At 56.3% G+C, this 25,430-nt stretch carries 27 protein-coding genes and 1 tRNA gene; 20 read left to right on the forward strand and 8 right to left on the reverse strand.

What is annotated here, in order from left to right:
* Positions 1–7 precede the first annotated feature (7 nt).
* The 11 genes from FN806_RS13145 (at position 8) to FN806_RS13195 (ending at position 10,774) form a co-directional block, all read left to right on the forward strand.
* Positions 8–580 carry a TRAP transporter small permease gene (locus FN806_RS13145; protein ID WP_142637854.1) on the forward strand — a complete coding sequence of 191 codons (573 nt, stop codon included), beginning with the start codon at positions 8–10 and terminating at the stop codon, positions 578–580.
* A gap of 2 nt (positions 581–582) precedes the next feature.
* A complete protein-coding gene (locus FN806_RS13150; protein WP_142637856.1) occupies positions 583–1,869 on the forward strand; it encodes a TRAP transporter large permease in 1,287 nt (428 codons plus the stop codon).
* A gap of 12 nt (positions 1,870–1,881) precedes the next feature.
* Positions 1,882–2,319 (forward strand): universal stress protein, encoded by a 438-nt coding sequence (locus tag FN806_RS13155; RefSeq protein WP_142637858.1) that lies wholly within the window; start codon positions 1,882–1,884, stop codon positions 2,317–2,319.
* Positions 2,320–2,327: 8 nt separating this feature from the next.
* Positions 2,328–3,092 (forward strand): ectoine utilization protein EutA, encoded by a 765-nt coding sequence (eutA, locus tag FN806_RS13160; protein WP_142637860.1) that lies wholly within the window; start codon positions 2,328–2,330, stop codon positions 3,090–3,092.
* Positions 3,093–3,112: 20 nt separating this feature from the next.
* Positions 3,113–4,102 (forward strand): hydroxyectoine utilization dehydratase EutB, encoded by a 990-nt coding sequence (gene eutB, locus FN806_RS13165; protein WP_142637862.1) that lies wholly within the window; start codon positions 3,113–3,115, stop codon positions 4,100–4,102.
* Position 4,103: 1 nt separating this feature from the next.
* Complete coding sequence (gene eutC / locus FN806_RS13170; RefSeq protein ID WP_142637864.1) at positions 4,104–5,096, forward strand: ectoine utilization protein EutC; 993 nt, start codon at positions 4,104–4,106, stop codon at positions 5,094–5,096.
* A 15-nt stretch (positions 5,097–5,111) separates the two neighbouring features.
* Positions 5,112–6,299, forward strand: a complete 1,188-nt coding sequence (gene doeA / locus FN806_RS13175) for an ectoine hydrolase DoeA (RefSeq protein WP_142637866.1) — start codon at positions 5,112–5,114, stop codon at positions 6,297–6,299.
* 3 nt (positions 6,300–6,302) lie between these two features.
* The gene (gene doeB / locus FN806_RS13180; RefSeq protein WP_142637869.1) at positions 6,303–7,295 is read left to right on the forward strand and encodes a N(2)-acetyl-L-2,4-diaminobutanoate deacetylase DoeB; all 993 of its coding nucleotides are present in this window, start codon (positions 6,303–6,305) and stop codon (positions 7,293–7,295) included.
* 23 nt (positions 7,296–7,318) lie between these two features.
* Complete coding sequence (locus FN806_RS13185; protein WP_142637871.1) at positions 7,319–7,801, forward strand: Lrp/AsnC family transcriptional regulator; 483 nt, start codon at positions 7,319–7,321, stop codon at positions 7,799–7,801.
* 112 nt (positions 7,802–7,913) lie between these two features.
* Complete coding sequence (locus FN806_RS13190; protein WP_142637873.1) at positions 7,914–9,389, forward strand: NAD-dependent succinate-semialdehyde dehydrogenase; 1,476 nt, start codon at positions 7,914–7,916, stop codon at positions 9,387–9,389.
* An 11-nt stretch (positions 9,390–9,400) separates the two neighbouring features.
* The gene (locus FN806_RS13195; RefSeq protein ID WP_142637875.1) at positions 9,401–10,774 is read left to right on the forward strand and encodes an aspartate aminotransferase family protein; all 1,374 of its coding nucleotides are present in this window, start codon (positions 9,401–9,403) and stop codon (positions 10,772–10,774) included.
* 566 nt (positions 10,775–11,340) lie between these two features.
* Here the strand turns inward: FN806_RS13195 and FN806_RS13200 are convergent.
* Positions 11,341–11,416: transfer RNA gene (locus FN806_RS13200), tRNA-Ala, on the reverse strand.
* A gap of 141 nt (positions 11,417–11,557) precedes the next feature.
* Positions 11,558–11,884 (reverse strand): TIGR02300 family protein, encoded by a 327-nt coding sequence (locus FN806_RS13205; protein ID WP_142637877.1) that lies wholly within the window; start codon positions 11,882–11,884, stop codon positions 11,558–11,560.
* Between the two features lie 100 nt (positions 11,885–11,984).
* On the opposite strand from FN806_RS13205, the gene FN806_RS13210 reads away from it, so the two are divergent.
* The 3 genes from FN806_RS13210 to FN806_RS13220 all read left to right on the forward strand — a co-directional run bounded on the left by FN806_RS13210 (position 11,985) and on the right by FN806_RS13220 (position 14,600).
* Positions 11,985–12,680: a M48 family metallopeptidase gene (locus tag FN806_RS13210; protein WP_142637879.1), complete on the forward strand. Its 696-nt coding sequence runs from the start codon at positions 11,985–11,987 to the stop codon at positions 12,678–12,680.
* 30 nt (positions 12,681–12,710) lie between these two features.
* A complete protein-coding gene (locus tag FN806_RS13215; RefSeq protein ID WP_142637881.1) occupies positions 12,711–13,358 on the forward strand; it encodes a GntR family transcriptional regulator in 648 nt (215 codons plus the stop codon).
* Positions 13,359–13,469: 111 nt separating this feature from the next.
* Positions 13,470–14,600 (forward strand): lytic murein transglycosylase, encoded by a 1,131-nt coding sequence (locus tag FN806_RS13220; protein WP_142637883.1) that lies wholly within the window; start codon positions 13,470–13,472, stop codon positions 14,598–14,600.
* Positions 14,601–14,603: 3 nt separating this feature from the next.
* Here FN806_RS13220 and FN806_RS13225 read toward each other — a convergent pair whose 3' ends face one another.
* Together FN806_RS13225 and FN806_RS13230 are read right to left on the reverse strand one after the other, a co-directional pair.
* Positions 14,604–15,566 (reverse strand): acetyl-CoA carboxylase carboxyltransferase subunit alpha, encoded by a 963-nt coding sequence (locus FN806_RS13225; protein WP_142637885.1) that lies wholly within the window; start codon positions 15,564–15,566, stop codon positions 14,604–14,606.
* Between the two features lie 146 nt (positions 15,567–15,712).
* Positions 15,713–16,309: a LysE family translocator gene (locus FN806_RS13230; RefSeq protein ID WP_142637887.1), complete on the reverse strand. Its 597-nt coding sequence runs from the start codon at positions 16,307–16,309 to the stop codon at positions 15,713–15,715.
* A gap of 73 nt (positions 16,310–16,382) precedes the next feature.
* Between FN806_RS13230 and FN806_RS13235 the strand changes: the two genes are divergently transcribed.
* Entirely contained in the window at positions 16,383–16,835 is a 453-nt protein-coding gene (locus FN806_RS13235) for an Lrp/AsnC family transcriptional regulator (RefSeq protein ID WP_142637889.1), read from the forward strand.
* Positions 16,836–16,952: 117 nt separating this feature from the next.
* Positions 16,953–17,531, forward strand: coding sequence for a PA14 domain-containing protein (locus tag FN806_RS13240; RefSeq protein ID WP_142637891.1), 579 nt, complete (start codon positions 16,953–16,955; stop codon positions 17,529–17,531).
* Positions 17,532–17,564: 33 nt separating this feature from the next.
* Here FN806_RS13240 and FN806_RS13245 read toward each other — a convergent pair whose 3' ends face one another.
* Entirely contained in the window at positions 17,565–18,527 is a 963-nt protein-coding gene (locus FN806_RS13245) for an L-malyl-CoA/beta-methylmalyl-CoA lyase (protein WP_142637893.1), read from the reverse strand.
* Between the two features lie 295 nt (positions 18,528–18,822).
* Here FN806_RS13245 and dgcN point away from each other — a divergent pair, with 295 nt between their 5' ends.
* The 4 genes from dgcN to FN806_RS13265 all read left to right on the forward strand — a co-directional run bounded on the left by dgcN (position 18,823) and on the right by FN806_RS13265 (position 22,981).
* Positions 18,823–19,824, forward strand: coding sequence for an N-acetyltransferase DgcN (gene dgcN, locus FN806_RS13250; protein WP_142637895.1), 1,002 nt, complete (start codon positions 18,823–18,825; stop codon positions 19,822–19,824).
* Between the two features lie 70 nt (positions 19,825–19,894).
* The gene (gene dgcA, locus FN806_RS13255; protein ID WP_142637897.1) at positions 19,895–20,860 is read left to right on the forward strand and encodes an N-acetyl-D-Glu racemase DgcA; all 966 of its coding nucleotides are present in this window, start codon (positions 19,895–19,897) and stop codon (positions 20,858–20,860) included.
* A 10-nt stretch (positions 20,861–20,870) separates the two neighbouring features.
* Entirely contained in the window at positions 20,871–21,731 is an 861-nt protein-coding gene (locus tag FN806_RS13260) for a D-amino-acid transaminase (protein WP_142637899.1), read from the forward strand.
* A gap of 503 nt (positions 21,732–22,234) precedes the next feature.
* Complete coding sequence (locus FN806_RS13265) at positions 22,235–22,981, forward strand: methyltransferase domain-containing protein (protein WP_281286279.1); 747 nt, start codon at positions 22,235–22,237, stop codon at positions 22,979–22,981.
* A 138-nt stretch (positions 22,982–23,119) separates the two neighbouring features.
* Here the strand turns inward: FN806_RS13265 and rplT are convergent, their stop codons facing one another.
* The 3 genes from rplT to FN806_RS13280 all read right to left on the reverse strand — a co-directional run bounded on the left by rplT (position 23,120) and on the right by FN806_RS13280 (position 25,428).
* On the reverse strand, positions 23,120–23,485 hold the full coding sequence (rplT, locus tag FN806_RS13270) for a 50S ribosomal protein L20 (RefSeq protein WP_142637903.1): 366 nt from the start codon (positions 23,483–23,485) through the stop codon (positions 23,120–23,122).
* 14 nt (positions 23,486–23,499) lie between these two features.
* Positions 23,500–23,700, reverse strand: coding sequence for a 50S ribosomal protein L35 (rpmI, locus tag FN806_RS13275; RefSeq protein WP_010443552.1), 201 nt, complete (start codon positions 23,698–23,700; stop codon positions 23,500–23,502).
* Positions 23,701–23,880: 180 nt separating this feature from the next.
* On the reverse strand, positions 23,881–25,428 hold the full coding sequence (locus FN806_RS13280; RefSeq protein ID WP_142637905.1) for an alanine/glycine:cation symporter family protein: 1,548 nt from the start codon (positions 25,426–25,428) through the stop codon (positions 23,881–23,883).
* Positions 25,429–25,430 lie beyond the last annotated feature (2 nt).

Consider the following 25,430-nt stretch of genomic DNA (forward strand, 5'->3'; position numbering starts at 1 on the left):
GGGGAATATGAGCGAAACGACGCAGAAAAAGTCGGGCCTTGCCGGAATTGTTGATGGCATTGACAAGGGGATCGCTGCGCTTGAGCGGGTGATCATGGCCACAGGCGTCATTCTGATGGCAGTCAACACCATCGCAAATGTCATCAGCCGGTTTGTTTTCAACCACTCCATTATATTCGCCGAAGAGTTGAACAGTATATTCATATTGTTGGTGACATTTGCTGGTATCGGCTACGCCGCGCGCCATGGTCGGCATATCCGCATGTCCGCCATCTCAGACGCGTTACCCGAACGGGTCAGAAAAATCTTGATGGTTGTAGTCACGGGAGTCACCGCTGTGCTGTTGCTGCTCTTGGCGTGGTACGCTGTGCAATACATCATCAGCATGTACGCCAAGGGGCGGGTCTATCCCGCCCTCGGATTCCCTGTTTATCTCAGCTACATCTGGGTGCCGATTGGGCTGTTTGTGACCGGGGTTCAATACGCGCTCACTTTCATCAAAAACCTTCAGGAACCTGAAATCTACCTGTCAACTGATCTGCGAGAAGCAGATGCGCGGGAACTGGAAGTGGAGCTTTAACCATGGCACTCTTAATGTTTTCCGCAATGGTTGTCCTGCTGCTTATGGGGTTTCCGATGATGGTTCCCCTCATTGCCGGCGCGTTCATCGGCGTGATCGAGCTGTTTGGCACAATCGACAAAACCGAGTTTATGATTCAGCAAATGTTGGGTGGCATCCGGCCCTCTTCACTGATCGCCGTTCCTATGTTCATTCTGGCAGCGGATATCATGACACGTGGCCAGTCCGCAGGGCGGCTGATTGATATGGTCATGGCCTTTGTTCGCCATGTTCGAGGGGGGTTGGCCGTCAGTACAGCTGCGGCTTGCGCATTGTTCGGTGCCGTGTCCGGGTCCACCCAAGCCACGGTCGTTGCGGTGGGAACGCCACTCAGGCCCGGAATGCTGAAAGGTGGCTACAAGGATTCTTTCATTTTGGCCCTGATCGTCAACTCAAGTGACATCGCGTTCCTGATCCCGCCCAGTATTGGGATGATCATCTACGGTGTAGTTGCCAAGGCCTCCATCCCTGAACTGTTCATCGCGGGCATCGGGCCCGGATTGTTAATCCTGTTCATGTTCTCTGTCTACAGTATGATCTACGCCAAATTAAATGACGTCCCCACTGAACCGGCCGCCACATGGTGCGAACGCGCGGCAGCGGTGAAACGGGCCTTGTGGCCGCTGGGTTTCCCGGTTCTGATCATCGGCGGCATCTTCTTCGGCGTTTTCAGCCCGACCGAAGCCGCAGCAATCAGCGTGGCCTATGCGGTGTTGCTGGAAGTCTTCATTTTCAAAACAATGAAAATCACCGGCCTATACCAGATCGCCCTGTCAACGGGCATGGTAACGGCGGTAGTTTTTATTTTGGTGGGGGCAGGTGCTGCCTTTGCCTGGGTTCTGTCATTCGCGCAGATACCGCAACAGATTTTGGGCGCTCTTGGCATTGATGAAATGGGGCAGATCGGCGTCCTGTTCACAATCGCGATTGCGTTCTTCATCGGCTGTATGTTCGTGGATCCCATCGTGGTCATCTTGATCTTTGTTCCGATCTTTGCGCCCGTGGTCGAGAAAACCGGACTGGACCCAATTCTGGTCGGCACTTTGATCACATTGCAGGCCGCCATCGGCTCGGCCACCCCGCCGTTCGGATGCGATATCTTCACGGCGGTAGCGGTATTCAAACGTCCCTATCTGGAAGTAATCAGAGGAACGCCGCCTTTCGTGATCATGCTTTTGAGTGTCTCGGTCTTGATGATCTTCTTCCCGCAGGTGGCACTGTTTTTGCGCGACATCGCATTTAACAAATAAAAGGAGCGACAAATGTTCAAATCAATACTCGCTGCTTTTGACGGGTCTGAAGGATCAGAGGCCGCCCTTCGCAAAGCCGCTGAATTGGCTAGGTTGTGTGATGCGGAAATGCTGGTACTGACGCTCTACCGTCATCATTCGATACTGGAAGGATCGATGTATGTCATCGATGCAGAAAAGCCTGATGATATTGACGGGATCATGCGCGATCACGCAAAGGAAACTGCTGAACGCGGCGCGTCCATTGCGCACGAGGCAGGGTGCGAGAACATCCGGGCCTTTGTCAAAGGCGGGCCAACGGCGCGAACTATCGTCAGCTTTTCCAAAGAACATGAGAATGACCTGATCGTCATGGGCAGCCGAGGATTGGGATCGATTGAGGGTTATTTGCTGGGCAGCGTCTCTCACAAGGTGACCAGCCTTGCGCAATGCCCGGTTCTGGTGGTGTGAGGATGGCAATGGCTTTGGATATACAATCTTCGACTTCGTCTGTGGCTCTCGCGCTGGATGCTCGCCCTGTCACACATCGTATCGGGCTGGTCGCGCTGGCCACGGATCATACGACGGAAACTGACTTCGCACGCATTCTGCAAGGGCATGATGTGGGCGTATATGTAAACCGGATCGGGTTTGAAAACCCAACCACACATGAAAGCCTTTTGAAGACAGGGCCGCTGCTGACCGATGCCGCAGCAGAGATTCTGCCTGGCGAGGCGCTAGATGTATTGGTCTATGGATGCACGGCAGCTTCGGTAGTTTTGGGGAACGACAGAGTGGCCGAGCACATGAACAGCGCAAAGCCGGGCACGCCTTGCGTCACACCCAGCTCGGCAGCCTTTGATGCATTTGAGGCTTTGGGGGTAAAAAAAGTAAGCGTTCTTACGCCCTATACGCAGGATGTGACGGATTCTCTGGTCACCTATTTCTCGCAACACGGCCTCGACGTGGTGAACGCTGTTTGCTTTGGATTGTCCGATGATCGCGACATGGCGCGCGTCTCAATGGACAGCATTATCGAAGGTGGTGTTGCTGCGTGCGATCCCGATGCTGATGCGCTTTTTATTTCCTGTACGGCGGTGCGTGCCGCCCCATGTGTCGCACAATTGGAGGCCCGGCTTGGCAAACCGGTTGTTACCTCCAATCAGGCGATGGTTTGGCGCTGCATGAGGCATCTTGGGGTTACTTCGAATTATCCCGCGGGCGGTATGTTGTTCAGTAAATAGGAAGAAAGTCAGGACAAGAGATGAGCTCTGAAATCACACTTCAGGATAGTTTTGCTGCGCGCGCGCGGATCGCACAGTCGATCCGGGTCACGCCGACGGTGTCGTCAGACGCGCTCAGCAAAGCCACCGGCGGTGATATTCGCCTCAAGCTGGAGCAAGGCCAGATCACCGGCAGTTTCAAGCTGCGCGGGGCATCCAATGCTGTGTTGTCACTTAGCGATGCGCAGCGCGCCAAAGGTGTGGTGGGTGTATCGACGGGCAATCACGGGCGCGGTTTGGCCTATGCGGCAAAGCAGGCCGGGGTGCGGTGTATCATCTGCATGTCGGAACTGGTGCCGCAAAACAAGGTGGACGGCATCAAGGCGCAAGGCGCAGAGGTGCGCATTGTCGGGCGTTCTCAGGATGACGCACAGGTAGAAGTTGACATGCTGGTCGCCGATGGGATGGTCATGCTTCCCCCGTTTGATCATCGCGATATCATTGCCGGGCAAAGCACCGTTGCACTGGAAATGCTGGAACAATCCCCGGATCTTGAAACGGTTCTGGTGCCGCTGTCGGGCGGCGGGCTGATTTCCGGCGTCGGGATGGTGATGAAGGCGGTTAATCCGCAGGTCCGCGTTATCGGAATTTCGATGGAGCGCGGGGCGGCTATGTATGAAAGCCAGAAGGCGGGGAAACCGGTTCTGGTCGAAGAACTGTCGACACTGGCCGACTCGCTGGGCGGTGGGGTTGGATTGGACAACCAGCACACTTTTGCCATGACTCGTGCCTTTGTTGATGATCTGATTCTTGTGACCGAGACCGAGATTGCTGCTGCCATCCGCCACGCCTATTGGCAGGAACGTCAGATCATTGAAGGGTCCGGCAGTGTCGGCATTGCCGCGCTTCTGGCGGGAAAAATCAAAGACCCAGGTAGGTGCGTCGCGCTGATCTCGGGGCAAAACATCGACATGCAGCTGCATCACCGGATCATTTCCGGCGAAGATGTAGATGTGACGGCGGAGGGCTAAAATGGCGCAGATTAAAATTCTGACAGAAGCCGAATTGCGCGATCTGGTGCCGCTCGATATCGATGCAGTGGACTGCATCGAACAGGGTTTTTCGACACTGGCCGGGGGCAAAGTGGTCATGCCGCCAATCATGACACTGATGGTTCCAGATCATAACGGTGAGGTATGTGTAAAGTCAGCCTATGTCCCGGGCATCGACAGCTTTGCCATGAAGATGAGTCCCGGCTTTTTCGATAATCCCAAGCTGGGCCTGCCCAGCACATCAGGCTTGATGGTGCTATTCTCAAGCACCACTGGCGTTCTGGAAGCTTTGCTTCTGGATAATGGTTATCTCACGGATGTGCGCACCGCCGCTGCAGGAGCGGTATCTGCGCGCCACCTTGCGCGCGAGGACGCGACACGCGCGTGTATCATCGGTGCTGGTGTGCAGGCAAAGCTACAACTCAAGGCGCTGACCCTTGTGCGCGGCATCGAAAGCGCTGTGATCTGGGCGCGGGATGCGGCCAAGGCCGAAACCTTGGCTTCCAGCCTTCGCGAAGAACTTGGGGTCGACGTCACGGCCAGCACTGATAGGGCGGGTGCCGTGTCCTCGGCAGATATCATCGTCACGACAACCCCTTCGGACATTCCGCTGATCAAAGCGGAATGGCTGCAACCGGGGCAGCTTGTCATTGCGATGGGTTCGGATCAGGAACACAAGGTCGAGCTTGACCCGGGTTGTCTTGCCAAGGCAACGCTCTATGTGCCCGACAGCCAAGCCCAATGCGCCCTCAAAGGCGAACTGCGCAGCGCCATTGCGGTGGGCATTTTCCCGGCTGATGGCAGGTTTGCTGAACTGGGTGATATCACCTCCGACAAGGCGCCGGGGCGACAATCCGACAGTGACATCATTATTGCTGACCTGACAGGTACGGGTGTCCAGGATACCGCCATTGCCACGCTTGCTCGCCAGCGCGCGGAAAACTCAGGCAAAGGCACCACGTTTTCAAGCTAACAACGGATTAATTCTATGCCAGAACCAAAACTCCACTTCTCACGCGATGAGTTCAGCCAGCGCATTGCAAAAACCCGCGCCGCCATGGCCGAACGTGGGCTTGACCTTCTGATCGTGACGGACCCTTCGAACATGAACTGGTTGACCGGCTATGACGGTTGGTCTTTTTACGTGCATCAATGCGTAGTGCTGAGTCTCACTGGCGAGCCGGTCTGGTACGGCCGTGGACAAGATGCCAATGGCGCGCTTCGCACCTGCTTTATGGATCCCGCCAATATCATCGGTTACCCGGACCATTATGTACAATCCACCGAACGTCACCCGATGGATTACCTGTCGGCACAGCTGGCCGATCGTAAGCTGGATAAGGGCCATATCGGCGTTGAGATGGACAACTACTGGTTCACAGCTGCGGCCTTTGCCGCGCTACAGCACCACATGCCAAATGCCAAATTTTCCGATGCGACTGCGTTGGTCAACTGGCAGCGCGCGGTAAAATCTGAAACCGAGCTGGAATACATGCGCCAAGCAGGCCGCATTGTGGGCCGTATGCATGAACGTATCTTTGAAAAGGTCGAGCCGGGCATCCGCAAATGCGATCTGGTGGCGGAAATCTATGATGCGGCCTTACGCTATGACGCACAGATCGGTGCGGGCGGAGACTATCCCGCGCTGGTGCCACTTTTGCCCTCAGGCGCGGATGCCTCAGCCCCGCATTTGACATGGGACGATCAGCCAATGAAATCCGGCGAAGGTACGTTTTTCGAGATCGCAGGTGTCGTCAAACGGTACCACTGCCCGCTGTCGCGCACGGTCTTCCTTGGAAAGCCCACGCAAACATTCCTCGACGCTGAAAAGGCTGTGCTTGAGGGCATGGAGGCCGGGCTGGAGGCTGCAAAAGAGGGCAACCTCTGTGAGGATGTCGCCATTGCCTTCTTCAGCGTGCTAAAGAAATACGGGATCACCAAAGATAACCGCACCGGTTACCCGATCGGTGTCAGCTACCCGCCTGACTGGGGCGAACGGACCTTCTCGCTTCGTCCCGGCGACAAGACGGTTCTGCAGGAGAACATGACCCTGCATTTCATGACCGGCCTCTGGATGGAGGATTGGGGTTTTGAGATTACTGAAAGCATCCGCATCACCAGATCCGGCCATGAGTGCCTGGCCAACGTGCCCCGCAAAATGGTTGTGAAGGACTGAGTAATGACACCCAACCCAATTTCCCCGACGATCCCGCTGGATAGCGATGGTATCCACCACGGTTTCCTACGGATGCCTTACAGCCGGGATGACAGTGCTTGGGGGTCAATTATGATCCCGCTAACGGTTATCAAAAACGGAGATGGGCCTACAGCTTTGCTGACCGGCGCCAACCATGGCGATGAATATGAAGGGCCCGTGGCGTTGCAAGAACTGACGGTTACGCTAAAGCCCGAGGACATCACCGGACGCGTGATCATCGTGCCTGCCTTCAATTATCCCGCTTATCGCGCCGCCTTACGCACCTCGCCCATCGACAAAGGCAATATGAACCGTGCCTTTCCGGGCCGGCCAGATGGCACCCCAACCGAAAAGATTGCCGACTATTTCCAGCGCGTTCTTTTGCCAATGGCCGATATTGCGGTGGATTTTCACTCGGGCGGAAAAACGCTGGATTTCGTGCCCTTCGCGGCGGCCCATATCCTTGAAGATAAAGCCAATGAAGCGGCCTGTTTCGCCGCGATGGCCGCCTTTAACGCCCCCTATTCGGTGCAGCTACTGGAGATCGACAATGTCGGAATGTACGACACCGCGGTCGAAGATATGGGTAAGGTTCTGGTTTCAACAGAATTGGGCGGTGGTGGCTCTGCAACAGCCAAGTCGATTGCTGTTGCAAAAAAGGGCCTGCGCAATGTGCTGATTCACGCTGGAATTCTGAAGGGGGAGATGCAGATTGACCCCACCGTGCGCCTGGATATGCCCGATGGTGACTGCTTTGTTTTCTCGGAAGACGATGGCCTCTACGAGCCGATGGTTGATCTTGGTGAACAGGTCAGCCAAGGCGATGTTGTGGCCCGCGTTTGGCCCGTTGATCGCACCGGGATTGCCCCGATTGAATACCGCGCCAAAGTTACGGGCCTTTTGATAAGTCGCCACTTTCCCGGTCTCATCAAAGCGGGAGATTGCGCGGCGGTGATCGGGTTGAACGTTGGATAACTTTATTCCCCGGAGGTGAGACCATGCGGCTCGACGCCCGCGATCTGGATATTCTACGGGTGCTTTCAACCGACGGGCGCATCACAAAAACGGCTTTGGCCGACCGCGTTGGCCTGTCGCCCACCCCCTGCTGGGAGCGGCTGAAAAAGTTGGAAAAAGCCGGGTTGATCAAGCGATATAGAGCCGAGATCAACCTGCGCAAACTTGGGCCACATGTAACTGTTTTTGTTGCGGCCGAACTGTCCGATCATACCGCTGCCAGCTTTCAGGCTTTTGAGGCCGCAATGCAACGCTATGAAGAAGTGTTGGCCTGCTGGGCGCTTGGCGGAGGATTTGATTACATCCTGCAAATCGTGACGCGCGATATCGATGCCTATCAACGCCTGATTGATGAAATGCTCAATGCTGACATAGGTCTGGAAAAATATTTTACCTATATTGTCACCAAACCAGTGAAGGGGCAGGGCGTTCCGCCGATTTCCCTCATTGCTGGATGGCAGGAGTAACCCTCTGCCTGAGAGATGGTTTACAGCAGAATACTCTGCTTTGGACCCGAAATTTGGTCTCATCCTTTGCCTGTAATGCCCGACATTGTCGGGCATCGAGGGAGAGGTTTCCATGAAAGACACTGCACTTTCTGCGCGCGATGATATTGCTGACAAATCTTTGGCGCGCAGTTTTTCCTATGTGAATGGTAAATGGTGTGCAGCTTCGTCGGGTTACACCATCCGCGTCACCGATCCGGCAACTGGCGATGTTATCGGTGAGGCCGCCAGCCTTTCGGCAGAGGAATCCTCTGCCGCCGTGGATGCGGCACAAGCTGCCTTTCCGACCTGGTCGGGCCTCTTGCCACAAGACCGATCCGCCATTCTGCGCCGTTGGTTCGACCTGATGCTGCACCACAAAGAAGATCTGGCACGGATCATGGTACTGGAACAGGGCAAGCCCCTGTCCGAGGCGCGCGGTGAAATTGATTATGCTGCGTCTTTTGTAGAATTCTACGCCGAAGAGGCCAAGCGACCCAATATTGAAGGCGTCACCAGCCATCTGCCCGATGCCGAGGTCGAGGTTTGGCTAGAGCCGGTCGGGGTGGTGGCAATGATCACTCCGTGGAATTTCCCTGCTGCCATGCTGACCCGCAAAGCAGCAGCAGCCATGGCAGTGGGATGTACGGTTGTGGCTCACCCCTCAGGTGAAACCCCGTTTTCGGCCCTCGCGTTGGCTGAACTGGCGGAAAAGGCGGGTATTCCGGCGGGCGTGTTCAACGTGGTCACCGGCCAGGCCTCGACCGTGGTCGAACCTTGGACGAAAGACACCCGTGTTCGGGCACTCTCGTTCACAGGCTCCACCGAAATCGGACGGTTACTTTACCGTCAGTCCGCCGACACAGTGAAAAAACTTGTAATGGAACTAGGCGGGCATGCACCGGTGATTGTGTTCAAAGGGGCCGATCTTGAAATTGCGGTTTCTGAAACGATCAAGGCCAAATTCGCCACATCCGGGCAGGACTGTCTTGGCGCCAATCGGATATTTGTGGAGCGCTCAATTTACGACGCATTCTGCTCGCAGTTCACCGAAGCGACCCGCAGGCTGTCCCTTGGCATCGGTATGGACGACCCCGACATCGGCCCTCTGATGAATGAAAAGGCGGTTCAAAAGCAGGAAGAACATGTCGCTGATGCGCTGGCCAAGGGGGCCAAACTGGCGTGCGGAGGTGCAAGGGATCCTCTCGGCCCGCTGTTTTATCAGCCCACGGTTCTGACCGACGTGCCCGCCGATGCCGTGCTTATGTCAGAGGAAACATTTGGCCCTGTGGCGGCCATTGCGCCCTTTGATACCGAAGAAGAGGTGATCGCCCGGGCCAATGACACCGAATACGGTTTGGTTGCATATCTGCATAGCCATGACCCACGCCGTATTTACCGCGTATCTCGTGCATTGCAATTTGGCATGGTGGCGGTGAATCGCACCAAGGTCACCGGCGCGCCGATCCCCTTTGGCGGCACCAAACAATCCGGTCTGGGCCGTGAGGGGGCAAGACGGGGAATGGAAGAGTTTACCGAAATCAAATATGTCTGCCGCGACTGGGCATGAGGAGTGAAAAGATGCTGAAGAACGATCAACTTGACCAATGGGACCGCGAGAACTTTTTCCATCCCTCCACTCATCTGGCCCAGCACGCGCGAGGCGAAACAGCGACCCGTGTGATCAAAACCGCAAGCGGGGTCCATATCGAAGACCGTGATGGTACCAAATTGCTGGACGCCTTTGCAGGACTTTATTGCGTGAATGTGGGCTATGGCCGTCAGGAAATTGCCGAAGCGATTGCGGATCAAGCCCGCGAGTTGGCCTATTATCATTCCTACGTGGGCCACGGCACAGAAGCCTCCATCACGCTGTCCAAGATGATCCTTGATCGCGCGCCTTCGAATATGTCCAAGGTCTATTTCGGCCTGGGCGGTTCAGATGCAAATGAGACCAACGTCAAATTAATATGGTATTACAACAATATCCTGGGCCGCCCCGAAAAGAAAAAGATCATCTCGCGCTGGCGAGGGTATCATGGCTCGGGCCTTGTCACCGGGTCGCTGACTGGGCTGGAACTATTCCACAAAAAGTTCGATCTGCCGCTCACGCAGGTGGTTCATACCGAAGCGCCCTATTATTTCCGCCGCGATAATCTGGACCAAAGCGAAGCCGAATTCGTCGCGCATTGCGTTACTGAACTGGAGGCGCTGATTGAACGTGAAGGCGCTGATACAATCGCCGCGTTTATTGGCGAGCCGGTGCTGGGAACCGGTGGTATCGTGCCCCCGCCCGAATGCTACTGGGCCGCCATCCAGGGCGTATTGCGCAAGCATGATATCCTGTTGGTTGCCGATGAAGTTGTGACCGGGTTTGGCCGCCTGGGCAGCATGTTCGGGTCGGAGCATTACGGCTTGGAATCTGATATCATCACCATCGCCAAAGGCCTCACCTCGGCCTACGCGCCACTGTCAGGTTCGATTGTTTCTGAAAAAGTGTGGAAGGTGCTGGAACAGGGCACGGATGAAAACGGCGCCATCGGCCACGGCTGGACCTATTCGGCACACCCGATCGGGGCGGCGGCCGGTGTGGCAAACCTCAAACTGATTGATGATCTGAACCTGATCGAAAACGCAGGCAAAGTCGGCGCTTATCTGAAGCAGTCGATGAAGGATGCACTGTCAGCACACGCCAATGTCGGCGATGTGCGCGGCGAAGGAATGTTGTGCGCGGTCGAGTTCGTGAAGGATAAAGATAGCCGCACCTTCTTTGACTCCGCGGACAAGATCGGCCCGCAAGTCTCAGCCGCTCTTTTGGCACAGGATAAGGTCATCGCACGCGCTATGCCGCAAGGCGACATCTTGGGCTTCGCGCCACCGTTTTGCCTGAGTCGTGAAGAAGCTGATACCGTCGTCGCCGCAACTCTGCGCGCGGTTACAGCAGTATTAGGCTAGGGGATGTCTGTCTCGCCCACCCTTGGCTGAGTGGATAGTGGTCGACATTACCGCATCAAACTCCGGGGTGGGCACAGCACTCGATTGAGACCGCTTTGATTTGGCAATATTGCCTGGATCAGGCCGCAATTCCAAGATTCCTTACTATACGGCCCAATCCGGTCAAAGCGGCCAAGATTGAAACTTGAAACAAGCACACGTCACAATTGTCGCAATGTGCTACAGACCAGATATTATCAATCATGGGTAGAGCGGCGGAAAAGTCCGCAACGTGTGGGTTGTCATTCCTGTAGCCAGACAGACGATGAAGCAGGAAGAGCTCAAGCGGAAGTTGGAAGATTTCGAAGTTCCGCATAGGAATTTTGAAGAGATGTTCGAACCGGTCGCCGAAATTCTGTCAAAATCTTGGAAAGTATGGAAAAAAAGCGACTATAGGGGGAAGAGAGCGCTGCTTAGAATGCTATTTGTTCAGAAGGGAAGTTACTCTTCCAAATCGGATCTTCGAACCGGTGAATTATCTTTTCCATTCAGATTCTTAAGTGACGCAAAATATCTGTATGAGGTTTTGGTGGAGCCTAGGGGAGTCGAACCCCTGACCTCTTGCATGCCATGCAAGCGCTCTCCCAACTGAGCTAAGGCCCCATACAGGTACTGCAGAAGCAGTGGGCGGACGTTTATGAGACAGTGGCGCTAAGCGCAAGTCCAAAAACAGGCGTCGCCGTTAAAATTTTGCAACCAGATTGCAAATGGCGCGAGGCGGCGCGAGGCCGCCTCTGACCGTGATCAGCTATCGTCCTCTGCTGGAATGTCAGTGATGTCGTCCAGCGGAACTTCATCACTGCTGTCATCATCGTCATCCAGCAGATCATCATCCAGATCGACGTCGACATCGTCGTCGTCATCCAGAACCAGTTCTTCCTCAGGCGCGTTTTCGCGCGCCTTGGCCGATGCGGCATCTTCTGCATCTGCTGCGATCATCCGGCTTTTACCGGTTTCGAGTTCCACGATCTCGCCGGTATAAGGGCTAACGATCGGGTCTTTGTTCAGGTCATAAAACCGTTTGCCGGTGGTCGGGCAAACGCGCTTTACACCCCATTCTTCCTTGGGCATGTCCAATCCCCTTGATATCAGGTGAGTCGTATCGACGATTCAGGTCAGGTGCCACAAGCAGCGGGCACTGTCAAAGCCTTTGAGCAGGAGAAACAGACCTATGGGAGATCACGCACTGCCAGGATCGCCTCCGGTGCCGCTGACATTGCGCAAATCGGCGCGGGCACGGCGGATCAGTCTGCGTATATCCCAGTTGGACGGGCGTGTTACACTGACCTATCCAAATGGCGTTGCTGAATCAGATGCGTTGAACTTTGCCCGCCAAAAAGAAAGCTGGATTCGGCAGCACCTGAGTGATCGGCCAGACCCCTCGGTGGTTCAATTTGGGCAGCATATTCCTGTTGAGGGCACCCAACGGCGCATTGTCCGGGCAACGGGCCGACGCGTTCTGTTGCAGGCGGACCAGATTTCAGTACCTGAAGGCGCTGAAGCGCGACGTTTGGCGCGCTTTTTGAAAGAACTGGCACGCGACCGGCTGACCGGCGCATGTGATGACTACGCAGCGATGTTGGGTAGGGCTTATGCCAGCATCTCCATTCGGGATACCCGATCGCGCTGGGGATCATGCAGTTCTGAGGGTGGGTTGATGTTTTCCTGGCGGCTGATTCTCGCTCCACCAGACGTCCTGCATTATGTTGCCGCACATGAGGTGGCGCATCTGGCCGAGATGAACCATTCCCCTGCCTTTTGGGCCCAGGTCGAGCGGTTATTCGGAGATTACAAAGAACAGCGGCGCTGGCTGCGCGACAACGGGGCGCAGTTGCATCAGTTCAGATTTGACGCGCCTGCGAGTTGACCTGTGCGGTGTTTGTGATCACATAGAGACATGTTGAACACACGCCCCTCGGAAACGCAGACCGCAACGCATGACCGGGTGTACCGGGCCCTGCGATCCCGCATCATGCATGGCGACATCGCCCCCGGTCAGGCACTGACCTTAAGGGGAATTGGGAAAGAGTTTGGTGTCTCGATGACTCCGGCCCGCGAGGCGGTGCGTCGGCTTGCGGCTGAAGGGGCGCTGTTTCTGTCGTCCTCGGGCCGCGTCTCGACGCCCGAGCTGACCAATGACCGGATCGAAGAGCTTGCTGCGCTGCGGGCCTTGCTTGAGGTCGAGCTGGCCAGCCGGGCATTGCCCCGTGCGCATATTGCCCTGATTGAGCGATTGCAGAGCATCAACATGACGGTAGCCGAGATGGTCACCAAACGTGATGCCGTTGGATATATTCGCACCAATCTGGAGTTTCACCGAACTCTGTATCTGCGGGCGCAGGCCCCAGCGATGCTGGCGATTGCCGAAACCGTATGGTTGCAGCTTGGGCCGACGATGCGCGCGCTTTATGGGCGGCTGCGGCGAACGGAACCACCGCATCACCACAAGCTGATAATTGCGGCGCTAAAGGCCGGGGATGAGCCGGGTCTGCGCCTTGCGGTTCGCTCGGATGTTACACAGGGCCTGCGGATGCTGGTCAGCTAAGCGGCTTGTTGCCGAAGCTGCCGAAATCGCCCGGTTCGGTATCGCTGTTCTGGCCCCGGCGATTTCTCTGCGCTAGGCTGTGAGAAATCACAATAAGAGCAGTTTTCAACCATGATTGATCGACGGTTATTTTCCCTTGGGCTGGGCTCCGGCTTGTTGGTTGCCTGTACGGACAGCGTGCCTTCTTCTTCGGCGCCGGCCACGCGCACGCAACCGGTTCGGAACGCGGGCTGGGACGCCTGGGTGGCGGGCTTCAAAAGCCGCGCGGCCGCACAAGGGATTTCGCAAAGCACAATTAACCGCGCCTTCCAGGGCGCCGGATATCTGCCCGGAGTGATCGAGCGGGACCGAAATCAGGTCGAGTTCAAGAGGTCGCTTGAAGACTACCTGGCGATTGCAACCTCGGATGAACGGATCGCGACCGGCAAGCAAATGCTGGTGCGTCATGCGGGAACGCTGTCTCAGATCGAGGCGCAGTACGGCGTGGACAAAGAAGTTGTCGTGGCAATTTGGGGGCTTGAAAGCCGTTATGGTGCGCGGCGTGGGGATGTGCCTGTTGTATCGGCCCTGTCGACGCTGGCCTATGACGGTCGGCGCGGGCAGTTCTTTGAGAGCCAACTGATGGCAACGATGAAGATTCTGCAGAACGGCGACACGGCGCCTGCCAACATGACAGGTAGCTGGGCCGGTGCCATGGGGCACACGCAGTTCATCCCGACCTCTTATCTGGCCTATGCGGTAGATTTCACCGGCGATGGACGGCGCGATATCTGGTCCGACGACCCAACGGATTCGCTGGCATCAACGGCGGCTTATCTGGCGCGTTCCGGTTGGGTGCGTGGGCAGCCCTGGGGCGGTGAGGCCGGGACGGTATCCGGTACGCCGGTTGCTGTGCTGCAACCCCAGGTGCCAGGGCCCCGCATTGCCGTGTTCCGCAATTTTCAGGTGATCAAACGGTATAATAACTCGGACAGCTATGCGATCGGGGTAGGGCATCTATCAGACCGAATTGCCGGAGGGGCGCCGTTCCAGGCCTCGTTCGGCCCGGATGAGACTGGGCTGACACTTGAGAACCGCAAAGAGTTGCAGCGCCGTTTGACATCCGCGGGCTACGATACGCAAGGGGCGGATGGTGTCATCGGGAATAACACGACATCCGCGATTTCTGCGTACCAGCGGGCCAATGGGCTGCCCGCGACCGGAGAGCCCTCAGTTGCGCTGCTGAGGCAGTTGGGGGGCTGAGGGTTACGCAGCCAGCCCTTTTGAGCCGATGTCGAGGAATTTTTGACGACGATCTCTGATCAGGGCGGCGGAATCCTTGCCGTCCAGATCCTTGAGCATCGCCGTAATCGCATCCCGCACGGAGTCCACGGTCGCAGCGCGATCGCGATGTGCGCCGCCCTTGGGTTCCGAAATGATCCGGTCGCAAACGCCCAGCTTGTGCAGGTCTTGCGCGGTCAGCCGCAACGCTTCGGCTGCTTCGCGCATTTTCTCTGAATCTTTCCAAAGGATCGAGGCGCAGCCTTCGGGTGAAATGACCGAATAGACCGAATGCTCCAGCATCGCGACACGGTTTGCCGTTGCAAAAGCCACTGCACCGCCTGATCCACCTTCGCCGATGATGACCGAGACCAACGGGACGCCGATCTTCAGGCACATTTCGGTCGAGCGGGCAATCGCCTCGGACTGGCCGCGCTCTTCGGCGCCTTTGCCGGGATAGGCGCCAGCCGTGTCGATCAAGGTGATAACCGGCAGTCCAAAGCGTCCTGCCATTTCCATCAGTCGGACAGCCTTGCGATACCCTTCGGGGCGAGCCATGCCGAAATTGCGTTCGATGCGCGATTTGGTGTCGCTGCCCTTTTCGTGGCCGATCACCATAACGGGTTGATCGTTGAACCGCGCCAGACCGCCGATCACGGCCAGGTCGTCAGCAAAATTCCGATCGCCTGCCAGAGGTGTGAATTCGGTGAACAGATCTTCCACGTAGTCTTTGCAATGGGGACGTCCAGGGTGACGAGCGACCTGACATTTTCTCCATGGCGTCAGATCGGCATAGAGTTCGTCCAACAGCTTTTCAGCCTTGGCATCCAGAGCGGCGGCCTCTGCGGCCACATCCATCTCTTCATTGGCGCGCGCCAGTGCACGCAGTTCCTCGGCCTTTCCTTCGATCTCGGCCAAAGGTTTTTCGAATTCCAGATACTGGGTCATGACGCCTCTCAACGCGGAAGTTCCCTGCTATATGGCCTGACGTTGCCCCGGATGCAACTCAGCAAGATTTAAAGGGTTGGTAGGGGTGACCGTATTCACCCTCAAAAGGACCTTGATGACCGGTCATTGCTAGCCTTCGAACGTTCTCAAACGGGCCAAAGCACAGGGTAGAGCGACGCGACCAGCAGCCCCGCCATCACCCAGTTGAACAGCATCAGTCGGTGTGGGTTCGTGAGAATCCGCGCCATCTGCTGCCCGAGTACCGTCCACGTGCTGACCGAAGGTAAATTGATTGCGCCGAAAACAATCGCGACACCAACGATGGCGTTCAGGGAGCGATCGGGAGTGTATACGGTTGTTGCTGTCAGGGCCATGGCCCAGGCTTTTGGATTGACCCATTGGAATGCTGCGGCCTGTAAAAACGTCATCGGTGTCCCCGCAGGTGCGCCCGCTTCGGCTGGGGCCGAATGCGCGATTTTCCATGCCAGATACAGCAGATAGGCCACCGACGCCGCTTTCAACACGGTATAGCTGATCGGATAGGCATCAAACACCTGCACCAGCCCCGTTCCGACCAGAAGGACCATGACTGTAAAGCCCAACCCGATTCCGAACATATGTGGGATTGTGCGTCGAAACCCGAAATTCGCGCCCGAGGCCATCAGCATCAGGTTATTGGGTCCCGGCGTGATCGACGAGACGAAGGCAAAGGTGACGAGGGCAAATAGCAATTCAGGGTTCATAGCGCAGATAATTGATAGATTCCGCCCAAATGAAATTGCGTTTGCGCTGGCTATTGCGGTAATTCTGCAATTAATGATCAAGTTGGATGGAATAAATCGCCATATATTGCGTGAGCTGACGCGTGATGGGCGGATAAGCAACCTTGAATTGGCCGATCGGGTCGGGCTGTCAGCCTCGGCCTGTTTGCGCCGTGTTCAGGAATTAGAGCGCGCGGGCGTGATCTCGGGCTATCGTGCTGTATTGAACCCACCTGCGCTGGGCATCGGCTTTGTCGCCTATATTGGCGTGGGGCTGGGCGAACATACAAAGGCCGCTCAGGAAGGGTTCGAGCGTGCATTGCAGCGCGCGCCTGAAGTGGTGGAGTGCCATAACATCACCGGCACGATCGAATACCTGTTGCGCGTGGAATGTGCAGATCTGTCGTCTTACAAAACTTTTCACACCGAAGTTCTGGGGACTTTGCCCCATGTCACGTCGATCACGTCCTATGTCGTCATGGGCTCGCCCAAGGATATGCGGGCCTGACATTGGAAAGATGATTCTGTACCGACTTGCCGGAGTTGGATTCACGTTTTACTGTCTTGCCAAAGAATTGACCAAAAATGGGGACAACCCCAACCGGTCGTATTCAGGGAGAAGACGATGAAACTTGTTCGGACCGGAGCACTGGTCGCAACTTTGGTGATGATTGCGGGTGCATCTTTTGCAGCTCCGTTAAAACTGCAACCTGCCAACCCACAGCCCAGCCCCAAGGCGGGATTGAATGTGAATTACTTTGGCACTGGCAATCAACACAAGAAGATCCGAGATCTGAGCCATGCAAAAAGCATGCTGTCTAAAGCGCAGCCCGGACAACCGTTGCGGGGCTTGGATTACAGGGACACCAGTAAGGGTCAGGACGTCATGACGTTTGACGGCGCTTACAATGTCGCCGCCGAGATTACGGGGTACATGCGGTTCGACTCTGCTGGAATCTACGAGTTGGAAACGTGGTCAAATGACGGGATAGAGGCATTCGTCGGAGGCCAGAACATTGGACAAGTCTCGGGCATTCAGGGCTGCGAGGCCAATCAGCGGACCGAAGTCGATGTGCCCAAAGCCGGGTGGTACGCGCTCAAGATCATCTATTTCCAGAAGCTCGGGACATCCTGTCTGATGATGAAATCTGGTAAAAAGGGTGAACGCTTCACCTGGACGCCCAATGATGTCTTCGGACGGTAAGAGAAAGGCGCCCGGTGGGGCGCCTTTTTACGTTTAGCTGTTGGCCGCGATCAATTCGGCCTGGGCCACGATCACCTCGGCCTGTTTGATCGAGGCGATATCCACCAGACGCCCCTTGTAGACCGTCGCACCTTCGCCATTGGCCTTGGCCTGCTCCATTGCGGCCAAGATCTCGCGGGCCTCTGACACGGCTTCATCGGACGGGGTAAAGACCTGGTTGGCCAGTGCGATCTGCTTGGGGTGGATTGCCCATTTGCCGACCATGCCCAAAGTGGCAGAACGTTTGGCCTGCGCGATATAGCCTTCGTCATCGCTGAAATCGCCGAACGGTCCATCCACCGGCAGCACGCCATGGGTGCGGCAGGCGGCAACGATGGCGGCCTGCGCCCAGTGCCACGGGTCGGACCAGTGTTTTTCACCTTCGCGCAGCATGTAATAATTTTCCTGCGTGCCGCCGATGCCAGTTGTCTGCATGCCCATCGAGGCCGCAAAGTCGGCGGCCCCAAGGCTCATGGCTTGCATCCGGGGGGACGAGGCAGCGATTTCTTCGACATGGGCGAGACCAGCTGCGGATTCGATGATGACCTCAAAGCTGATTGGTTTGGTACGGCCTTTTGCGCGTTCGATGGCGGTGACCAGCGCGTCCACCGCATAGACATCCGCCGCACAACCGACCTTGGGGATCATGATCTGGTCCAGTCGATCTCCGGCCTGCTCCATCACATCTACGACATCGCGGTACCAGTAAGGCGTATCCAGCCCGTTGACTCGTACGGACATGTATTTAGTGCCCCAATCGAGGGTGTTCAGCGCCTCGATGACATTGGCACGCGCTGTATCCTTGTCAGATGGTGCAACCGAATCCTCAAGATCAAGATTGATCACATCCGCCGCAGAGGCCGCCATCTTGGGGAAGAGCTTGGTGTTCGACCCGGGGCCGAACAACTGACAACGGTTAGGGCGCGCGGGGGCGGCGGGTTGAATGCGAAAGCTCATCTGGACCTCGTGCAGGAAAGGAAATTGCGATTTTGTTGTCTTATGAGGTATTAAATTGCGCAGGTCTCCGCAAGCATGTTTGTGCATCTGCGGCAATGCAGTCGCAGCATTCGCCGCAATGCGCCGTGTCTCTGGTGATTAAAGTTTAATCGCTTTAAAAACTTGAAAGAATTTTGCGCAAGCTACGATATTTGCGCGAAATTTTCCTGCGGGATCCAGCGATGCTGGGCGAAATCGAGAAACACTCGCCTTGCCCGTCCCATAGCCTGCGCCAGAATCAAAGGAGTGCACCGCAATGATCGAGACACCGTATCTGTTGTTTTTGGGCGATGCGCCCGACCAGCTGGCGGCCAAGGTTGCCGTTGGAATCAAGGACTGGCGTCCGGAAAACGCCGTGGGTCAATACCGGATGGAGGGCTGTAAAGCCGATCTGGGCCTGACCGACATGTCCCTTGCTAAGGCCAAAGAGGCCGGGGCCAAGACTTTGGTCATTGGCGTGGCCAATCGTGGCGGTGTGATCAGTCAGGAATGGAAAAAGGTGCTGGTCATGGCGTTGGAGGAAGGTTTCGACCTGGCCTCGGGCCTGCACAACCTTTTGTGTGATGAACCCGATCTAGTCGCAGTCGCCGAAGCAACAGGCCGCAAGCTGCATGATGTGCGGGTTCCGTCGGTCGACTATCCAATCGCCAACGGCATCAAACGTAAAGGTAAGCGCTGTCTTGCCGTGGGCACCGATTGTTCGGTTGGCAAGATGTACACCGCGATGGCCATGGATGCCGAGATGCGCAAGCGTGGCATGAAGTCGACCTTCCGAGCTACTGGCCAGACTGGCATTCTGATCACCGGTGACGGTGTACCGCTGGACGCGGTGATCGCAGATTTCATGGCGGGATCGGTCGAATGGCTGACACCCGACAATGATGACGACCACTGGGACTTGATCGAAGGGCAAGGGTCACTGTTTCATGTGTCATATTCCGGTGTGACAATGGCGTTGATCCATGGCGGTCAACCGGACGCGTTGATCCTGTCCCATGAACCCACCCGCGAGCATATGCGCGGTCTGCCGACCTATAGTTTGCCATCTTTGCAGGCTCTGCGGGACACGGCGCTGGCGCTGGCCAAGGTTGCCAATCCTGAGTGTCAGGTCATCGGTGTTTCGGTCAACACGCAGCATATGAGCGAAGCAGACGCATCCGCCTATCTGGCACAGATCGAAGCCGACATGGGGCTGCCCGCGACGGACCCGTTCCGTTTTGGTGCAGGCAAGCTGGTCGACGCGCTGGCAGCAGTATAAAGCGGTCTGGTCCCGCCGGCCCGGATCTAAATTGGAAAATCCGGGCGGCTCTGCCAGGAAAAGGTATGTTATGCAAATTGACGTCTCTCGCGATGTATTCAGGCTGGCTCAGGTCTTTACAATTTCACGTGGGTCACGGACCGAGGCCAAGGTTCTGACTGTACGCATTTCTGACGGCCGGTATCAGGGCTGGGGCGAATGTGTGCCCTATGCGCGTTATGGTGAAACACTGGATTCGGTCGAGGCTGAAATTGCCGGATTGCCCGACAGTTTCGACCGAGTGCAACTGATGGACTTATTGCCTGCGGGCGCTGCACGGAATGCCGTAGATTGTGCGCTGTGGGATCTTGAGGCCAAGCGTGCCGGTAAACGCGTCTGGAATCTGGCTGGGCTGCCTCAGCCGGGCCCCGAAATCACGGCCTATACATTGTCATTGGACACCGCCGAGGCGATGCAGGCGCAGGCGGCTGCGAATGCACATCGCCCGCTTTTAAAGATCAAACTGGGCACGCCGGATGACATGCCCCGACTTGAAGCCGTTCGCGCAGGCGCACCGGATGCGACGATCATCGTGGACGCAAATGAAGGTTGGTCCGCCGCCGTTTACACCGATCTTGCGCCACATCTTGTGCGCCTGGGTGTGGCCTTGGTCGAGCAACCTCTGCCCGCCGGTGACGATGAAGCGCTGATCGGGATGGAGCGCCCGGTTCCCGTATGCGCCGACGAATCCTGCCATGATCGTGCCAGCCTGCCCAAACTGAAGGGCAAATATGATGTGATCAACATCAAGCTCGACAAGACCGGAGGTCTGACCGAAGCGCTGGAGCTGCGCAAAGCGGCGATTGCTGAAGGCTATGACATCATGGTCGGCTGTATGGTCGGCAGCTCTTTGGCGATGGCCCCTGCGACATTGCTGGCGCAGGGTGCGATGGTAACGGACCTTGACGGACCACTTCTGTTGGCCGAAGACCGCGACAACCCACTGACTTTTGATGATGCCGGAGTGTACCCGCCATTGGCGGCGCTCTGGGGCTAAGGAGATTGACATGACCCGCACCGTTTATGTGAATGGCGACTACCTGCCCGAAACCGAAGCCACAGTGTCGATCTTTGATCGTGGCTTCCTGATGGCCGATGCCGTGTATGAGGTGACCAGCGTTCTGGACGGCAAGCTGATCGACTTCGAAGGCCACGCGGTCCGCCTCAAGCGCTCGCTGGACGAATTACAGATGGCTGAACCCTGCGCGAAGGACGAGCTGCTGGAGATCCACCGCAAGCTGGTTGAGTTGAACGGCATTGAAGAGGGGCTGGTCTATCTTCAGGTCACGCGCGGCAGCGACGGCGACCGGGATTTTGCATTTCCTGCGGCTGATACCAAACCCACACTGGTTTTGTTCACCCAAAACAAGCCGGGTCTGGCAGACAGCCCTGCTGCCCGGAAAGGTGCCAAGGTCATCTCGATCGAGGATATCCGTTGGGGCCGGCGCGACATCAAGACGACACAGCTGCTCTATCCCTCGCTGGGCAAGATGATGGCCAAGGCCGCGGGCTGTGATGATGCCTGGATGGTCGAAGGCGGCTATGTGACCGAGGGCACCAGCAACAACGCGTATTTTGTTAAAGGCAACAAGATTGTCACCCGGCCCTTGTCGAGCGACATCCTGCACGGCATCACCCGCAAGGCCGTTCTGCGAATGGCAGCCGAAGCGCAGATGGTTGTCGAAGAACGCCTGTTCACTATCGACGAGGCCAAGGAGGCTGATGAGGCGTTCACCACCTCTGCCAGTGCTTTTGTCATGCCTGTGGTTGAAATTGACGGCACAGCGCTGGGCGACGGCACGCCGGGACCCATAGCCAAACGTCTGCGCGAGATTTATCTGGACGAAAGCCGCAAGGCAGCACTCTAAAGAAATCCCATGCTGGGCGTTTGTGTGGCATGGGGTGGTCGCAACGAATTTGACAACATTTGGTGCCGCGTGCAGATCTTGGTCGGGATGAACGGCGCAAAGAAGGTGCGGCACCAAAATCTCAGAGCGCGCACTGAACACGATAGTTGGTGATCCTGCATCCTGACAGGCCGCTTTGAGAATAGGCATACTCAGCCTGACAAAGGGTATTGGTATGGCCGAAACCAGGCGGCATATTACGCGCTGAGTTGCGGTTTTCAGGAGCCAACTTCACACATGATGATGGCGAAGCCCCTACGTGTTGCTGGTGTAGCTAGGGGGCAGAGGGCCGGAGATGCCCCGTCACACGACCAATGGGCCTCAATGGCCGCTATTGGTGCCGATGAAAATGTTGGTCTATCATGTCCTCCTGTGGTCCATTTCAAATGAGTTAACTTATGGCCGATCCATACTCTGACCTCGGCGCGCAAGACACCGCCCTTCAAGAGCGGATCGCAACAGCAATGGAAGTGCGCTGTTTAGAGCCTGCGCAGATTGCAATTCGCAAAGCCTACATGGAAAACCTGAGGCTCCCCAAAGGTGCACGGGCGCTGGAGCTTGGTTCAGGAACAGGACATGTTACCCGAGATTTGTTGGAGCTTGCAGGAGCCGCAACGGCTCATGGAATTGAACCCTCGCCCGTCATGGTCGCACGGGCCCAGAAGAGCTTTGGGGATGATGATCGACTTAGCTTTGATATCGGGGATGCCAAAAACACAGGTTTTGAAAGCGAGACCTTTGACCTTGTGTTAATGCACACGTTGTTGTGCCACGTCCCTGGACCTGAAGACGTTGTTCAAGAGGCCTTCCGCCTTTTGAAGCCCGGAGGTGTGCTGGCAATTTGTGATGGCGACTACAGTACCGCAACTGCGCAGATCGCGGACTTTGATCCGCTCGATCAACTCATCAAATTCATGATCAATCAAAATGTCACTAATCTTTGGATAATGCGTCAGATTTCAGGCATCCTGGTCGATGCCGGATTTCAACTTGGGGCCCGGAAAGGTCATGGATATGTGGCAGAAGGGGAAGCGACCTATTTTCTCACCGTAATTGAACGCGGAGCAGAACGCATGGTGGAAGAGGGTCTGTTATTTTCCGAAACTGCAGAGGCTTTGAAATCAGAAGCGAAACGCAGAGTATCTGCCAAGATGTTTTTTGGTTTTATGTCCTATGTGAGCCAAATCGCGAATAAACCCAAGATCGTTTGACCGTTCTCAGTAATCGAGCAGACAGACATTGCACAGCATCCGGCCTTCTTGGTTCAAAGCGGACCCTACCAGTTACCAGTAACAAAAAAGGCCGCCCCAAACGGAACGGCCCTTTATTCACTGTCTCTTTACAGAGGATCAGGCGGTCAGAGCAGCCTGAGCCTGGGCGACGATCGCGCCGAACGCTTCCGGTTCGTGCACGGCCAGATCGGCCAGAACTTTACGGTCCACTTCAATACCGGCCAGGTTCAGGCCGTTGATGAAGCGGGAATATGTCAGGGCTTCGTCATGCGAACGTACAGCAGCGTTGATCCGCTGGATCCACAGCGCGCGGAAGTTACGCTTGCGGTTCTTACGGTCACGGGTTGCATATTGGTTGGCCTTGTCTACGGCCTGACGGGCAACCTTGAAGGTGCTTTTGCGGCGGCCATAGTAACCTTTGGCGGCCTTGATAACCTTCTTGTGACGGGCGTGAGTTACGGTTCCACCTTTAACGCGGGACATGTCTTAATCTCCTCTTATCGATCGTAGGGCATATAGCCCTTGACGATTTTGGCGTCGGGGGCGGACAGGGTGGTGTTGCCACGAGCATCGCGGATGAATTTCTTGGTCCGCTTGATCATGCCGTGACGTTTGCCGGCCTGGCCAGCAAGGACCTTACCGGTCGCAGTCACCTTAAAGCGCTTTTTGGCGCTCGACTTTGTCTTCATCTTAGGCATTTCCGTCTCCTTTCGGGGTTCGGTTCGAAACGCGACTCGGCATGCCATCTCGGCCGGTCACGCGATCAGAAGCGCCGTTTACGCAAGTTCGACCATACTGGCAAGGGGGTTTTGGCTGAATCTGCAATTTTAGCAGCCCAGTCAGGCACCGGGGCGACGCAGGCCGCCCCGGTGGTCTATTTAGTGACCGTATTTGCGGATCTCACCGCTTTTCAGTCTTTCACTATACGATGCCAGTTCCTGACGAACGATCTTCATCAGGAAGTAGAGCGCAAAGACGTTCACAACCGCCATCGCAAAGATCGCCGCATCCGAGAAGTCGATAACCGGGCCGAGGTTGGCCGCAGCACCGATCACCACGAAGACGCAGAAGATGATCTTGAACACCAGCTCTTTGGTGTGCCCCTCACCGAACAGATAGGTCCAGGCCTTGAGGCCATAGTAGGACCAGCTGATCATAGTCGAGAAAGCAAACAGGATCACCGCAATCGCCAGAACATAGGGGAACCAGCTGAACGCGCTGCCAAAGGCGGCAGAGGTCAGGCTGACGCCTGAGTTGCCGTCAACGGTCGCAATAGCGCTTCCTGCTTCGTTCAACATATAGTTGCCGGTCTCGGGGTCGATGATCAACTGCTGAGTAATGATGATCACCAGCGCAGTCATGGTACAGATCACGACCGTATCGATGAACGGCTCAAGCAGCGAAACAAAGCCTTCTGTGATCGGCTCCTTTGTGCGCACCGCCGAGTGGGCAATCGCAGCAGACCCAACGCCGGCCTCGTTCGAGAACGCGGCCCGTTTGAAGCCCTGGATTAGAGCACCGACCATTCCGCCGGCCACACCAAGACCGGTAAACGCACCGGCAAAGATCTGACCAAAGGCCCAACCGATCATATCCGCATTCATGACGATGATGACCAGAGCCGCCGCGACATACATCACGCCCATAAAGGGCACAACTTTTTCAGTCACTCGCGCGATGGATTTAAGTCCACCGACGATCACCATGAACACGACACCCGCAAAGACCACACCGGTGATCCAACCCGGGTAATTCCCGACGATGCCTGCAATCTGCTGATGCGCCTGATTGGCCTGAAACATGTTGCCCCCGCCCAGCGCTCCAAGAATACAGAAGATCGAGAACACAACCGCCAGGATCTTACCTCCGGGCAGGCCAAGCTCGTCAAAACCCTTGGACATATAGTACATCGGGCCGCCCGAGACGCTGCCGTCTTCGTATTCGTTGCGATACTTTACGCCAAGTGTACATTCGGTGAATTTTGACGCCATGCCCAGAAGACCAGCCAGGATCATCCAGAAGGTCGCCCCGGGGCCACCAATGCCAACAGCAACGGCAACGCCTGCGATATTGCCAAGCCCGACCGTGCCCGACAGGGCAGTGGCCAATGCCTGAAAGTGGCTAACCTCACCAGCATCGTTGGGATCGGAATAGTCGCCTTTGACCAGACTTATCGCGTGGCCGAAAAAGCGCATCTGCACAAAAGCAAAGTACAGAGTAAAGACCGACGCCGCGATAACCAACCACATCACGATCCAGGGAAATCCTGTCCCGGGAATTGGTGCGAATATGAAGCTAACGAATGGCCCAGTGATATCAGCAAAAGCCTGATTGATCTTTTCGTCCAACCCGGGCGCCTCTTGCGCGGCGACGGGGCTGGCCATCAGGGTGGCGGCTGCCAATCCCAGTTGAGATAGTGTTTTCATTC

This window comes from Ruegeria faecimaris, from assembly GCF_900182615.1.
Taxonomy (GTDB): domain Bacteria; phylum Pseudomonadota; class Alphaproteobacteria; order Rhodobacterales; family Rhodobacteraceae; genus Ruegeria; species Ruegeria faecimaris.